The sequence below is a fragment of the Alloprevotella sp. Lung230 genome, assembly GCF_014385435.1.
GTDB lineage: Bacteria > Bacteroidota > Bacteroidia > Bacteroidales > Bacteroidaceae > Alloprevotella.
Genome location: NZ_JACSUD010000009.1, coordinates 1 through 13350, shown reverse-complemented (window position 1 = coordinate 13350; position 13350 = coordinate 1). Strand labels below are relative to the sequence as shown.

Genomic DNA, 13350 nt, shown 5'->3' with positions numbered 1-13350 from the left:
AATTCTACTTATGCTGAACAGATTGCATTTGCTCCTTCTCCTGCTGTCACTTGCCGGTTTGTCCCTCTCCGCTCGCCCTCCACAGGACGAAATCACCTTTTTTGTCCAAATAGAGCACGACAATCGGCCGCTGTATGCCGGAGATAGTTGTGTGGTGAGCATTGTTCTCTACTCCACAGCGCCTTTCCGAGATGTGCGGTGCACCAGTGCTTCGCTGAAAGTGAGAGGCGGCCATGCACGCCTGCTTCCCCAGGGGCAGCGCACGCAGCAGCGCGTCGTCAAGGACAATCGGTTCTACATGGCCATGGTTTGGCAACAATGGGTGGTCGGGAGCGAAGATGTCGGCAAACTTCAATTCTCTCCGCTTCAGTTTGAAGGGGAATTCTCAAAGGTCGAAATGCCCGACGACCCTTTCGACCGCTTCTTCTATGGGCCGCAGGAGACCGGACGGGTCAAAAGAAAATGTAAGATGAACGCTTACACTCTCCCCGTACTGGAGAGGCCCAAGCGCAGCACGCGCGAGATTTTGCAGTCGGGGGGCCAAATCGCTTAGTCCTCTCCCTTTCATTTCATCACCTCAAACTTCCCATTCATCATGATTATCGCAGTAGATTTCGATGGCACCATCGTCGAACACCGCTATCCCGCCATAGGCAAAGAAATCCCCTTCGCCATCCAGACCCTCCGACAACTTCAATCAGACGGCCACCGCCTCATCCTCTGGAGCGTGCGAGAAGGACGGCTGCTCCAAGAGGCCGTGGACTATTGCAGAGAGCGCGGTGTCAACTTCTATGCTGTCAATGCCGACTTTGAAGAAGAGGACGGCAGCGGACGCAGTTTTTCGCGCAAAATCAAAGCCGACCTTTTCATCGACGACCGCAACGTCGGCGGGCTGCTCGACTGGGGCACCATCTATGCCTTGATTCAAAAGAATATGGGTATCGAAGAATATCTCATCCAAGAAGGCGTGGCTCAACCGCGGAAAAAGAAAAGTTGGTGGCCTTTCTAAAAACAAAACAACTCCCTCCTCCTCACCCGCTTCACCATGACAGACTTTGCAGCCATAGACTTTGAGACCGCCAACAACGAGCGTTCCAGCATTTGCTCCGTGGGCGTAGTGATTTATCGGGATGGAAAGAAAGTCGATGAGTTCTACTCGCTCGTCAAGCCCGAACCGGAATACTACAACTATTGGTGCACACGAGTGCACGGCCTGACTGCCAACGACACCGACAACGCCCTTATCTTCCCGGACGTTTGGCGGCAAATTGAAGCCAAGATTGCCCACCTGCCTCTCGTGGCTCATAACAAAGCCTTCGACGAAAGCTGCCTGAAAGCCGCCTTCCGCTGCTACCGGATGGACTATCCCGACTATCCCTTCCACTGCACGCTTGAGCGCTCCCGTCGCCTTTGGCCAGAAATCCCCCATCATCTTGATGTCATCGCCGAGCGCTGTGGCTACCGCTTGGAAAACCACCACCACGCCTTGGCCGATGCCGAAGCCTGTGCTGCCATCGCTTTGAAAATCTTGTAAACTCCGGTCTCGTTGCCGATGACGCTTTCTTGCAAGACACCTGCAATGCCCTATGGGCGTTGCAGGTGTCTTTTGCTATGGGTCGTTTCAAAATCGCTCATGGGAAAAGGCAACGCTGTCCTTTCGAGAGTAATTTTGTTCTGGGGGAGCAAAACTTTCAACACGTTGAAAAAGAATTTTCATCATGTTGAAAACTGTCTTTCACCATGTTGAAAACTTCACTACGTCAGATCTACGTCCGGCGGGGTGGGGCAGCGGTGAGCACCACCGTCTCTCCGTAGTGGCAGCAACAGGGCTGAGGGAAAGGGGGCTCTTCCGATCGAAAGTGAGAAAAGAAGAGGCTTAATTTTGCTACTCGGCTTGGAATATGTAAATTTGCAGACAATTTGTAAACGTAAGATATGAACAACGACCCTATGTCGCAAAATCCCTTTTCCCTCATAGCTGATTTCGATGGCGACATGAACGAACTTTTCCGCCACAAGGTGGAAGGTTCGCTGCCCATCCTCCCTTTGCGCAACATGGTGCTGTTTCCCGGTGTTGTGGCTCCCATTGCCATTGGGCGGGAGAGTTCGTTGCAGCTCATCAAGCAGGCCGTCAGCAAGGGCGATGACGTACATTTTGCCGTGGCGTGCCAGATTGATGCCGCGGTGGAAGTGCCCATGCTCGACGACCTCTATCCCACGGGCACGGTGGCCAAAGTGTTGCGCCTCATCGAACTGCCCGGCAATCACACCACTGCCATTGTGCAGGCTTTCGGGCGTGTGGCCATCGCCACGCCCCCCACGCGCGTCAATCCCTATCTGCGCGCTCGAGTGGAGAGCCTGCCCGAAGTGATGCCCGAGGAGGGCGATCAGGAGTTTCGTGTGCTCTACGACACCCTGCGTGAGACGACTTTTAAGTACATTCGCGCCAACGACAATTTAGGGCCGGAAGCCTTGTTTGCCGTGCAAAACATCGGCAACCCCATCTTGTTCATCAACTTTGTGGCTACCAATCTCCCGCTCGATACGGAAGAAAAGGCCCTCCTTCTGGAAGAAGGCGACATCAAGAAACGCACCTTCCAGCTGCTCCACATCGTGCAGCGCGAACTCCAACTGGCGCAGCTCAAACAGAAGATTCAGGAGAAGACGCGTGAGGAAATCGACCAGCAGCAGAAGGAGTATTTCCTCCATCAAACCATCAAAAACATCCAGAGCGAACTGGGCGACAGCGAGGGCGGCGAACTCAAAGAACTGCGTGAGAAGGCCGACGCGCTGCCCCTGAGCGAGGGCGTGAAGAAACTCTTTGCCAAAGAACTCAACCGTCTGGAACGCACCAACGCCCAAAGTCCGGACTACAGCATCGGATTGACCTATCTCGAAACCATCGTTTCGCTCCCTTGGGGCAAGACCACCGAGGACAACATGGACCTGCGCCGCGCACAGCGTGTGCTCGACCGCGACCACTATGGGATGGAGAAGGTGAAGGAACGCATCCTCGAACAGTTGGCCATGATGAAGGTGAGCACCACCCATCGCCCCGCCATCCTTTGCCTCTACGGCCCTCCCGGAGTGGGGAAGACCTCCCTCTGCCGGAGCATCGCCGAGAGCTTGGGGCGCAAGTATGTGCGTATGTCGCTGGGCGGTCTCCACGACGAAAGTGAAATCCGTGGCCATCGGCGCACCTACATTGCGGCGATGTGTGGACGCATCATCAAGAGTCTCATCAAAGCCGAAAGCAACAATCCGGTCTTTGTGCTGGATGAGATAGACAAGGTGAGTGGTTCGAACTACAATGGCGACCCACAAAGTGCGCTGCTCGAACTGCTCGATCCCGAACAGAACAACTCCTTCCATGATAACTACCTTGACTTTGATTACGATTTGAGTCAAGTGTTGTTCATCGCCACCGCCAATAACCTCTCCACTATTCCTGGTCCTTTGCGCGATCGTATGGAACTGATTAACGTAGAGGGATACTTGACGGAGGAGAAAAAAGAGATTGCCCGTCGCCACCTCATTCCCAATGCGTTGAAGCACATCAATCTGCCTTACGAGGTGAAACTTTCTCCCGCCGCCACGGAGTTTCTCATTGAGAAGTATACCCGAGAGAGCGGGGTGCGCCAGTTGGAAAAACAGATTGACAAACTGGTGCGTAAAATTGTACTGTATGCTCAAACCGATGCCAATGGTTGCCCGCCGTTCTCGCCCAACGCTTCGTTGAAAGTGGCCGATGTGCAAAACATTATGGGCACGCCACCTTACAACCGCGATACCTATCAAGGCAATGCCTACGCTGGTGTGGTTACGGGCTTGGCTTGGACGGCTGTGGGCGGAGAAATTCTGTTCATTGAAAGTAGTGTGAGCCGCTCTAAGGCTCCTCGACTCACCATTACGGGTAACTTGGGTGACGTGATGAAAGAGAGTGCGATGTTGGCTCTGGAGTTTGTGAAAAGCCACGCCGATTTGTTGCAACTCGACTATCGCATTTTCGACCACTGGAACCTGCACATTCACGTGCCTGAGGGAGCTACTCCCAAGGACGGCCCTTCGGCCGGTATCACGCTGGCCACCTCCATTGCTTCGCTGCTCACCCAGCGCAAGGTGCGGCCGCATATTGCCATGACGGGTGAGATTACGCTGCGTGGCAAGGTGCTTCCCGTCGGGGGCATCAAGGAGAAAATTCTGGCAGCTAAGCGAGCCGGAATTACCGATATTGTCCTCTCCAAAGAGAACGAGAAGGATGTGAACGACATTCCGGAGCGCTATGTGGCCGGTTTGACCTTCCATTTCGTAGAGCATGTTTCCGAAGTCTGGGATTTTGCTTTGCTTCCGGAGAAGGTGGCACATGCCATCGACCTTACCCAACCGATTACCTCAACCGACAAGACCAATGGCGCAAAATAACCTTTCCCTTCGTCCCACTTGGCGCAAAGAAGGTCGCTTTTTTGAACTGCAACACAACGACACAAGCAGCCAAGCACGTGCCGGACTGATCACCACCGATCATGGGCAGATTCAGACGCCTATATTTATGCCTGTCGGCACGCTGGGCACAGTGAAAGGCGTACACACCCATGAAATTCTGAACGAGGTGAAAGCGCAAATCATCTTGGGCAATACCTACCACCTCTATCTGCGTCCCGGACTGGAAGTACTCGAAGCAGCGGGTGGGCTGCACAAGTTTAATGGCTTTTCGCGGCCAATGCTCACCGACAGCGGAGGCTTCCAAGTGTTCTCGCTCACGGGCATTCGCAAGCTTCGTGAGGAAGGCTGCGAATTTCGTAGCCATATTGATGGCTCAAAACACTTCTTTACGCCTGAAAATGTGATGGATACCGAGCGTACTATTGGTGCCGACATCATGATGGCATTTGATGAGTGTCCTCCCGGTACAGCCGATTACGCTTATGCCCGCAAAAGTCTTGACCTGACCCATCGCTGGTTGGAACGCTGCATCCGTCGATTTTCCGAAACAGAGGAAAAGTACGGCTATCATCAGGCGCTTTTCCCCATCGTACAGGGCTGTGTTTATTCCGACTTACGCCGTGAGAGTGCGCACTTCATGGCCGAAAAAGATGCTGAAGGCTATGCCATCGGTGGACTGGCCGTAGGAGAACCGGCGGAGAAGATGTATGAAATGATTGAGGTGGTCAATGAAATCCTTCCCACCGACCGTCCTCGTTATCTGATGGGGGTAGGTACTCCTATGAACATCCTCGAAGGGATTGAGCGTGGTGTTGATATGTTTGACTGCGTGATGCCCACGCGCAATGGCCGCAATGCACAAATCTTTACTTGGGAAGGCATCATCAATTTCCGCAATGCAAAGTGGGCCAAGGACTTTTCACCCGTCGACCCTCTGGGCACTGCCACCTGCGACCACGTTTACACACGCGCTTACCTGCACCATTTGTTCAAGGCTAAAGAATTGCTGGGCATGCAGATTGCTTCTATCCACAATCTCGCGTTCTACCTCGAATTGGTGCGCGTGGCACGTGAGCACATTCTTGCCAATGACTTTGCCGACTGGAAGCGCAGCGTGATGCCGCAACTGGCCACTCGTCTCTAATCCTCCTCTCCTGCTTTATGGATCAAACGCCCACTTCTCGACACAACGCCCACCCCTTCTCCGACCAGGAGGGGATGGTACAGGAAACGGCACTCTCTACTTCAGAGTTGGAAAATCCTACCTCAGACGTAGAAAATCCTACCTCAGAGCCGGAAACTGCGGTTTTCGACACCGAAAACCCCGCAGCCACCGCTTCGGAACTCGACACCGAAGACCCCGCCGAGGCTTGGGAACTGGACGCGGGCGAACGAGAAGGACAGGCAGTTTCTTCGCCCTTGCGCCATTGGACTTTGCGTTGGCTTCTGCGGCTGGTGCGGTTGCCATGGCTCTTGGTGCTGCTGTTGGGACGCATGCTCCACCGGAGTGGACGTGCCCTGCTTCGGCTCATCGGTTTTAAGCGAATTGACCGCTACATCTTGGGCAAGTTTCTCACCACTTATGTGTTCCTCATCGCCATCTTTACAGTGATTGCTATCATCTTTGACTTCAACGAGAAGATAGACAAGCTCACCACCGGCGGAGCTACCTCCCGCGAGATATGGTTGGACTATTATGCCAACTTCATCCCCGACCTGGCCAACATGCTTTCTCCGATGTTTGTTTTCATCGGCGTTATCTTTTTCACCACAGGACTGGCAGGCAAGTCGGAGATTATCGCGATGAAGGCAGCAGGCATGAGTTTCAACCGCCTCCTGCGCCCCTACCTCTTGGGCGCACTCATCATCGCCGCAATTTCGTTTGCGTTTGGCGCTTTTGTCATCCCCAACGGTAATGTGGCTCGTGTGCGTTTTGAAAACAAATACACCAAGAAACTCCTTGTCACCGATGTGGCGGACAACATTCAGATGCAGGTCGATACGGGAGTGGTGGCCTACATCTCCCATTTCGACAACCGCACGAAATCCGGTTCCGGATTTTCGCTCGACAAACTGGCTGAAAAGAAGGTAGTTTCGCGCCTCACTGCCGAAACCATCCAATACGACACCCTGGCCAACCACAAGAACTCGTGGACGCTCCACCGCTACACGATACGCACTTTGCAAGGCTCGCGAGAGAAAATCGAATCGGGCGAAAAACTCGACACCACCTTGCTCATGGAGCCCAGTGACTTCTTCTACATCAAAGGACAGGAGGAGACGATGACCCTCCCGCAGCTCAGTGCCTTCATCGATCGCCAGCGTTTGCGTGGATCTGCTGGGTTGAGCACTTTTGAAGTGGCCTATCACAAGCGCTTTGCCACTCCGATGGCGGCTTTTATCCTCACACTCATCGGTGTGTCCATCTCCATCGAGAAGCGCAAAGGCGGCATGGGCACGAGCATCGGTATCGGCCTGGCCCTCACTTTCACCTACATCCTCCTTCAGACCATTGCGGCTTCGTTTGCTATCAACGCCGGTTTTCCGGCCGGCATTTCGGTGTGGATGCCCAATATCCTCTTTGCCTTTGTGGCCTTCGGATTTTACCGAAGAACTCCTCAATAAGAACACTCCTACACCATATTATATATGAACAACTCCGAACCTCAACAGACGGCGTCGTCCACAGTGGAAAACGTCACTCCCGATACGATAGACACGGCAACACCTCCCGCTGAGGAGATCGTCTATTTTGAAGACCTCGATCTCAGCGACGATGTGCTTGATGCGCTTTGGGACATGCGTTTTGAGAAGTGCACACCAGTGCAAGGCCGGTGCATTCCCCACATTCTTGAAGGACGCGACCTCATCGGTATTGCGCAAACGGGAACGGGGAAGACCGCGGCTTATCTGTTGCCGATGCTCTCTCTGCTACAAAACGAACCGCACGCAGAAGATGCGGTGAACTGCCTCATTATGGCACCGACGCGTGAACTTGCTCAACAAATCGACCAAGCGCTCCAAGGTTTTGCTTACTACACTCATACCAATGGAGTCGCGGTCTATGGCGGCAACGACGGCATTCGTTTTGAACAAGAACGCAAAGCCTTTGCCAAGGGGGCGGATATTATTGTAGCCACCCCAGGACGCTTGATTTCCCACCTCCAACTGGGCAATCTCGACCTCTCGCGCACCACTCACCTCATTCTGGACGAGGCCGACCGCATGCTTGACATGGGATTTTTTGACGATATCAAGACGATTATCAAAGAACTCCCCCAAGAGCGTCAGACCATCCTCTTCTCGGCGACGATGCCGGCCGAAATCGCAAAGATGGCCAAGGAGGTGATGCACGACCCTGTGGAAGTGAAAATTGCGGTGTCGAAACCTGCAGAGAAGATTGACCAGAGCCTTTATGTTTGCCGAGATGGCGACAAGACGCCCATTCTCAAGCATATCTTTGCCGAGCAACCGCCCGAACGCGTCATCGTGTTTGTCTCTTCCAAACAGCGTGTCAAGGAACTGAACGTCATCCTCAAACGCAAAGGCTTCAACTGTGCGGCCATGCACTCTGATTTGGATCAAGCGGAGCGCGACGAGGTGATGTTGGGCTTCAAACAGCGCAAAATCGATATGCTCATCGCCACCGATATCGTGAGTCGTGGCATCGACATCGACGATATCAAAATGGTTATCAACTACGATGCACCACGCGATCCGGAGGACTACGTACATCGCATCGGACGCACTGCTCGTGCCGGCCGCGAAGGGCGTGCCATCACCCTCATCGGCGAAAAGGACCGTTACCCTCTCTCGAAAATAGAGCGCCTGCTCGAAAAGAAACTCCCCCGCAATCCCCTCCCCGAAGGTTGCAAAGAGCCGGAAGAAGTGCCTCGTGACGGACAGCGCGGAGGTCGTGGCGGCAAGGGACATTCCAGTCGTAGCCGCGATTCGCGCAAGGGAGGCAGTGCCGGCAAAGTGGTTCATTCCCACGCTCATGATGCCAAGAAACCCGCAGGGCAACAGCGAGCACGCCGTGGCTCTCGTAGCCGCGGATCGAACAAAGGTGCTGGTAAAGCCGAAGCATAAGCGGGTGTTTACGACTAAGGTAACTACGGTTTATTTTGAATACCTACTCAGGTATTCCTGATTTCATCATTTGCAGTATGGACGAACTTCTCCAATACTTCCCCCATCTCACGGCACAACAGCGCGAACAGTTTGCTGCTCTTGATGCGCTCTATCGTGACTGGAATGCTAAAATCAATGTCATTTCGCGCAAAGATATCGACAACCTTTATCCCCATCATGTGCTCCACTCCTTGGGTATAGCCAAAGTCATTCGTTTCCGTCCCGAGACGATGGTGATGGACGTAGGCACCGGAGGCGGATTTCCCGGTATTCCTTTGGCCATATTGTTTCCCGAAGTGCGGTTTCATTTGGTCGACTCCATCGGGAAAAAAGTGAAAGTGGCGGCAGCAGTGGCCGAAGCCATCGGATTGAAAAATGTGGTCTGCTCGCACAAAAACGTGATGGAGGTGAAGGACAAATATGACTTTGTCGTGAGCCGAGCTGTGATGCAGATGAGCGATTTGGTAAGACTCATCAAAAAGAATGTGCATCACGTGCAGCGTAACTCCCTGCCCAATGGGGTCATTTGTCTCAAAGGTGGTGACATTCAGGCAGAGATGCAACCTTTCAAACATTGCTCAGAGGTTTGGACGCTGTCTTCGCATTTTCAAAACGAGTTTTTTGAAACGAAGAAAGTTGCCTATGTAACATTATAAGGATATGTTGAACATTCAAGTATTTCCTGTTAATATGGTGGAGGAGAACACCTATGTGGTCTCCGATGACACGCACGAGGCCGCGATTATTGACTGTGGGGCACTTTATGCCGAGGAGCGCGAAGCCATTTTAGAATATGTCCGCAGCCGGCAACTGCGTGTGACGTGCTTACTCAACACTCATGGGCATTTCGACCATGTGTTGGGATGCCAATGGGCAAGTGATACTTTTGGCGTTGGTGTGGAGATACACATCGATGAGCTGGAAAACTATCAGCGGTCGGCTTCGGATATGGTGGCTTTTCTGCGGCGAGGTGTGCCTTTCGACCTCCCAACTCCGGTGCGATTGCTCGAAGGAGGAGATACAGTGCAGGTGGGAGAACACGAATTTCGTGTAATCTCTACCCCTGGGCATACGCCGGGGGGCTGCTGTTTCTATTGTGCTGAAGAAAAGGTGCTATTTGCCGGCGATAGTCTGTTTCGTGCCAACATCGGCCGTTGCGACCTTCCCGGAGGAAATCTCGAAAGTCTGATTACTTCATTACGCGCTCGGGTGCTCACTCTTCCAGATGATGTCGTGGTTTACAGCGGTCATGGTGAGCCCACCACCATTGGTTATGAGCGTGTCCACAATCCTTACCTTTAATCCTTGTCTGCGCTTATGAAAAAACGGACCTTTTTTCTCCTTTCTGCTGTGATTTTGGGCGTGTTGAGTCTCTCTGCTCAGCGCAAGCGTATAGTGCGTCCCGCACTTCCTAAGCCGACACTGACCGAGTGCATAGCGCGCTATGACTTCACGACTGCGGCTCAAATCTTGCACGAGATGGCTGTGAAAGCAGCACCGCTCACTCGCCGTGACTCACTTCTGGTGGAGGCGCGAAAGATGGAGCGAGCTGCCGACTTCTTGTCCAACACGGAGCGTGTAGTTTTTATAGATAGTGTCGTCGTGGATAAGGTGCAACTGCTGAGTGTGCTACGCCTTTCTACGGATGCCGGACGACTGGTGTCTACCGCTTCTTTGTTTCGAAGTGATCCTATGCGGGGCATACAACTCGGAGTGGGCACTTATATCAATCCTTTGGAAACCGCTGCTATCAGTTCTCTCTCCGCTCCCGGTGGTACTTTGCGCTTGCAGTCTGCCTATCGTTCGGCTAATGGCTGGGAAAAACCTCGTCCGTTGGAGGGAATCGACAGCACTTTTGCACAGGCTGATATGCCTTATCTGCTTTCTGATGGGACCACACTCTACTTTGCGGCAGAAGGACCTGAGAGCGTAGGAGGATATGATATCTTTGTGACCAGATACAATCCGGAGACCCGCCAGTATGTGCGTCCTGCCAACATCGGAATGCCTTTCAATTCTCCGGCCAATGACTATCTTTACCTCATTGACGAAGGGAGTGGGATGGGTTACTTTGCCACCGATCGCCGGCAGCCGGTAGGAAAGGTTTGTCTTTACACCTTTTTGCCCAACACCGAGCGAAATGTTTATGATGTAGCCTCTATGCCCACAGACAGCCTTCTGCGTGCGGCTCAGATTTCCTGCATTGCTGATACGCAGGTGGGGCATGAACGAGACATCAACGAAGCACAAGTACGGCGTAAGGCTTTGCAAAACTCCTCCATCTCAGATTTCGCGGATTTTCGCTTTGTGCTCAATGACGAACGAGTTTGTACAAATCTTGCGGACTTTCAGAACGATCAAGCAAGAAAGCAAGCGCTGGTTTGGTACAAACAACAACAGCAGTTGGCACAATTCATCAAGCGACGTGAGGCTTTGCAGCGCGACTATGGGGAAATGCGCACAGAACGGATGGCACAAGAACTCCGCCAACTTGAAATCCAAATTGCACAACTGAACAACCAGTTGCGCGAAATGGCGAAGGCTATTCGAAAAATTGAACTCCAATAATACGCTCTCTTATAGTATAGTAGTCATTTCTCTACTGCAATTCAAGAGCCGATATAAACCTTAAATTATAAATTGTCATGGGTAATCTTCATTTTCCTGAATCAGAACTGATTCTCAATGCTGATGGTTCTATCTTCCATCTTCATCTTCGTCCGGAACAGATTGCGGATAAAATTATCCTCGTAGGCGATCCGGGCCGTGTGAACTTAGTCGCGCAACATTTTGAAACGCGCGAATGCGAAGTTGAAAGCCGTGAGTTTCGTACCATTACGGGCACTTACAAAGGGAAGCGCCTTTCTGTGATTTCTACGGGGATTGGGTGTGACAATATTGATATTGTGATCAATGAGCTTGATGCGTTGGCCAATATCGATTTTCACACGCGCACCGAATCTCAACAGTTTCGTCAATTGGAGTTGGTACGCCTTGGTACCTGTGGAGGGCTTCAACCTCACTGCCCTGAAGGGACGTTTATAGCCTCTCGAAAAAGTCTTGGCTTTGATGGTCTGCTCAATTTCTACGATGGGCGCAATGAAGTCTGCGACCTCGAGTTTGAAAAGTCCTTTTTAGAGGCCATGGACTGGAAAGGCACACAGTGCATCGCTCACCCTTATTGTATCGACAACAACTTGGAGTTGCTGGAGCGTATTGCTCAAGATGATATGGTGAGAGGGGTAACTATTGCATGTGGTGGATTCTATGGGCCACAAGGACGTCGGCTTCGCTTGCCACTGGCTGATCCACAAGCCAATGAGAAAATTATGGCCTTCCGTCATGGCGAATTATCCATCACGAATTTTGAGATGGAGAGTAGTGCGCTCGCAGGACTTTCCGCACTGATGGGGCATAAAGCGATGACTTGCTGCATGGTCGTGGCCAATCGTGTGGCGGGCAAGGCCAATCCGAACTATAAAAACTCCATTGACACATTGATACAACTGGTGTTGGAGCGCATCTAATGTTCATATAAAAGTGTGGTTTTTCTCATTGTGAGGGAAATCACACTTTTCTATTCTTATAGTAGAGTTAAGCTCTCTTCTTGTCATCTCTATACTGCAAAAATAAAGAGAAGGGATGTTTTTTCTAATATTTCCTTGAAAACGTTTGGTCCGTATAGACTTTTGTGCTACCTTTGCACTCGCAATCGGGAACGAAGCCTTAGTTGCTGAGTTTTCTCTATGAATTGCGATTGAACTTTGACTTATTTACATAAACGAATCAAGAAGTACAAGAAACAACAGAGCATTTATTGTTAAATGCTTGGGTAATGAAATTCCCTTTTAGGGGAGGCATTGCAAACGTCAATTCTATAGATTCAAGATACGGCATCCTGACAAACAGATAAACAAACAACTTATTATATTTACAATGAAGAGTTTGATCCTGGCTCAGGATGAACGCTAGCTACAGGCTTAACACATGCAAGTCGAGGGGCAGCGGGCAGAAAGCTTGCTTTCTGTGCCGGCGACCGGCGCACGGGTGCGTAACGCGTATCGAACCTACCACATACTCAGGGATAGCCTTGCGAAAGTAAGATTAATACCTGATGTTGTTTAATGTCCGCATGGACACTAAACCAAAGATTTATTGGTATGTGATGGCGATGCGTCTGATTAGGTAGTAGGCGGGGTAACGGCCCACCTAGCCATCGATCAGTAGGGGTTCTGAGAGGAAGGTCCCCCACATTGGAACTGAGACACGGTCCAAACTCCTACGGGAGGCAGCAGTGAGGAATATTGGTCAATGGACGAAAGTCTGAACCAGCCAAGTAGCGTGCAGGATGACGGCCCTCCGGGTTGTAAACTGCTTTTAGTTGGGAATAACGACGGGGACGTGTCCCTGGAAAGAATGTACCATCAGAAAAAGGACCGGCTAATTCCGTGCCAGCAGCCGCGGTAATACGGAAGGTCCAGGCGTTATCCGGATTTATTGGGTTTAAAGGGAGCGTAGGCGGACTGTTAAGTCAGCGGTTAAAGAGTGTGGCTCAACCATACGATGCCGTTGAAACTGGTGGTCTTGAGTGCACACAGGGATGCTGGAACTCGTGGTGTAGCGGTGAAATGCTTAGATATCACGATGAACTCCGATCGCGAAGGCAGGTGTCCGGGGTGTAACTGACGCTGAGGCTCGAAAGTGTGGGTATCAAACAGGATTAGATACCCTGGTAGTCCACACAGTAAACGATGAATACTCGCAGTTTGCGATATA

11 protein-coding genes and 1 rRNA gene are annotated in these 13350 nt (G+C 51.8%); all 12 read left to right on the top strand.

Going from position 1 to position 13350, the window contains the following annotated elements:
* Positions 1-10 precede the first annotated feature (10 nt).
* Positions 11-553 carry a BatD family protein gene (locus H8527_RS06210; RefSeq protein WP_187546563.1) on the top strand — a complete coding sequence of 181 codons (543 nt, stop codon included), beginning with the start codon at positions 11-13 and terminating at the stop codon, positions 551-553.
* Between the two features lie 42 nt (positions 554-595).
* Positions 596-1009 carry a BT0820 family HAD-type phosphatase gene (locus H8527_RS06205; RefSeq protein ID WP_187546561.1) on the top strand — a complete coding sequence of 138 codons (414 nt, stop codon included), beginning with the start codon at positions 596-598 and terminating at the stop codon, positions 1007-1009.
* Between the two features lie 36 nt (positions 1010-1045).
* Positions 1046-1534: an exonuclease domain-containing protein gene (locus tag H8527_RS06200; protein WP_187546559.1), complete on the top strand. Its 489-nt coding sequence runs from the start codon at positions 1046-1048 to the stop codon at positions 1532-1534.
* 401 nt (positions 1535-1935) lie between these two features.
* On the top strand, positions 1936-4422 hold the full coding sequence (gene lon / locus H8527_RS06195) for an endopeptidase La (protein ID WP_187546557.1): 2487 nt from the start codon (positions 1936-1938) through the stop codon (positions 4420-4422).
* Positions 4409-5587, top strand: a complete 1179-nt coding sequence (gene tgt, locus H8527_RS06190) for a tRNA guanosine(34) transglycosylase Tgt (protein WP_187546555.1) — start codon at positions 4409-4411, stop codon at positions 5585-5587. Before lon ends, tgt begins: the two co-directional genes overlap by 14 nt.
* Positions 5588-5604: 17 nt before the next feature.
* Complete coding sequence (locus H8527_RS06185; protein ID WP_255498536.1) at positions 5605-7068, top strand: LptF/LptG family permease; 1464 nt, start codon at positions 5605-5607, stop codon at positions 7066-7068.
* Positions 7069-7092: 24 nt separating this feature from the next.
* Positions 7093-8532, top strand: coding sequence for a DEAD/DEAH box helicase (locus H8527_RS06180; RefSeq protein ID WP_370539231.1), 1440 nt, complete (start codon positions 7093-7095; stop codon positions 8530-8532).
* Positions 8533-8609: 77 nt separating this feature from the next.
* Entirely contained in the window at positions 8610-9230 is a 621-nt protein-coding gene (gene rsmG, locus H8527_RS06175) for a 16S rRNA (guanine(527)-N(7))-methyltransferase RsmG (RefSeq protein WP_187546553.1), read from the top strand.
* A gap of 4 nt (positions 9231-9234) precedes the next feature.
* Positions 9235-9876: an MBL fold metallo-hydrolase gene (locus tag H8527_RS06170; RefSeq protein ID WP_255498535.1), complete on the top strand. Its 642-nt coding sequence runs from the start codon at positions 9235-9237 to the stop codon at positions 9874-9876.
* Between the two features lie 15 nt (positions 9877-9891).
* Entirely contained in the window at positions 9892-11142 is a 1251-nt protein-coding gene (locus tag H8527_RS06165; protein WP_187546551.1) for a hypothetical protein, read from the top strand.
* A 77-nt stretch (positions 11143-11219) separates the two neighbouring features.
* A complete protein-coding gene (locus H8527_RS06160; RefSeq protein WP_187546549.1) occupies positions 11220-12101 on the top strand; it encodes a nucleoside phosphorylase in 882 nt (293 codons plus the stop codon).
* Between the two features lie 406 nt (positions 12102-12507).
* A 16S ribosomal RNA gene (locus H8527_RS06155) occupies positions 12508-13350 on the top strand; the annotation flags it as partial.

Bases quoted from the DNA above. Each gene is read 5' to 3' on its own strand.
- H8527_RS06210 (WP_187546563.1), top strand. From the start codon at position 11: ATGCTGAACAGATTGCATTTGCTCCTTCTCCTGCTGTCACTTGCCGGT.
- H8527_RS06205 (WP_187546561.1), top strand. From the start codon at position 596: ATGATTATCGCAGTAGATTTCGATGGCACCATCGTCGAACACCGCTAT.
- H8527_RS06200 (WP_187546559.1), top strand. From the start codon at position 1,046: ATGACAGACTTTGCAGCCATAGACTTTGAGACCGCCAACAACGAGCGT.
- lon (WP_187546557.1), top strand. From the start codon at position 1,936: ATGAACAACGACCCTATGTCGCAAAATCCCTTTTCCCTCATAGCTGAT.
- tgt (WP_187546555.1), top strand. From the start codon at position 4,409: ATGGCGCAAAATAACCTTTCCCTTCGTCCCACTTGGCGCAAAGAAGGT.
- H8527_RS06185 (WP_255498536.1), top strand. From the start codon at position 5,605: ATGGATCAAACGCCCACTTCTCGACACAACGCCCACCCCTTCTCCGAC.
- H8527_RS06180 (WP_370539231.1), top strand. From the start codon at position 7,093: ATGAACAACTCCGAACCTCAACAGACGGCGTCGTCCACAGTGGAAAAC.
- rsmG (WP_187546553.1), top strand. From the start codon at position 8,610: ATGGACGAACTTCTCCAATACTTCCCCCATCTCACGGCACAACAGCGC.
- H8527_RS06170 (WP_255498535.1), top strand. From the start codon at position 9,235: ATGTTGAACATTCAAGTATTTCCTGTTAATATGGTGGAGGAGAACACC.
- H8527_RS06165 (WP_187546551.1), top strand. From the start codon at position 9,892: ATGAAAAAACGGACCTTTTTTCTCCTTTCTGCTGTGATTTTGGGCGTG.
- H8527_RS06160 (WP_187546549.1), top strand. From the start codon at position 11,220: ATGGGTAATCTTCATTTTCCTGAATCAGAACTGATTCTCAATGCTGAT.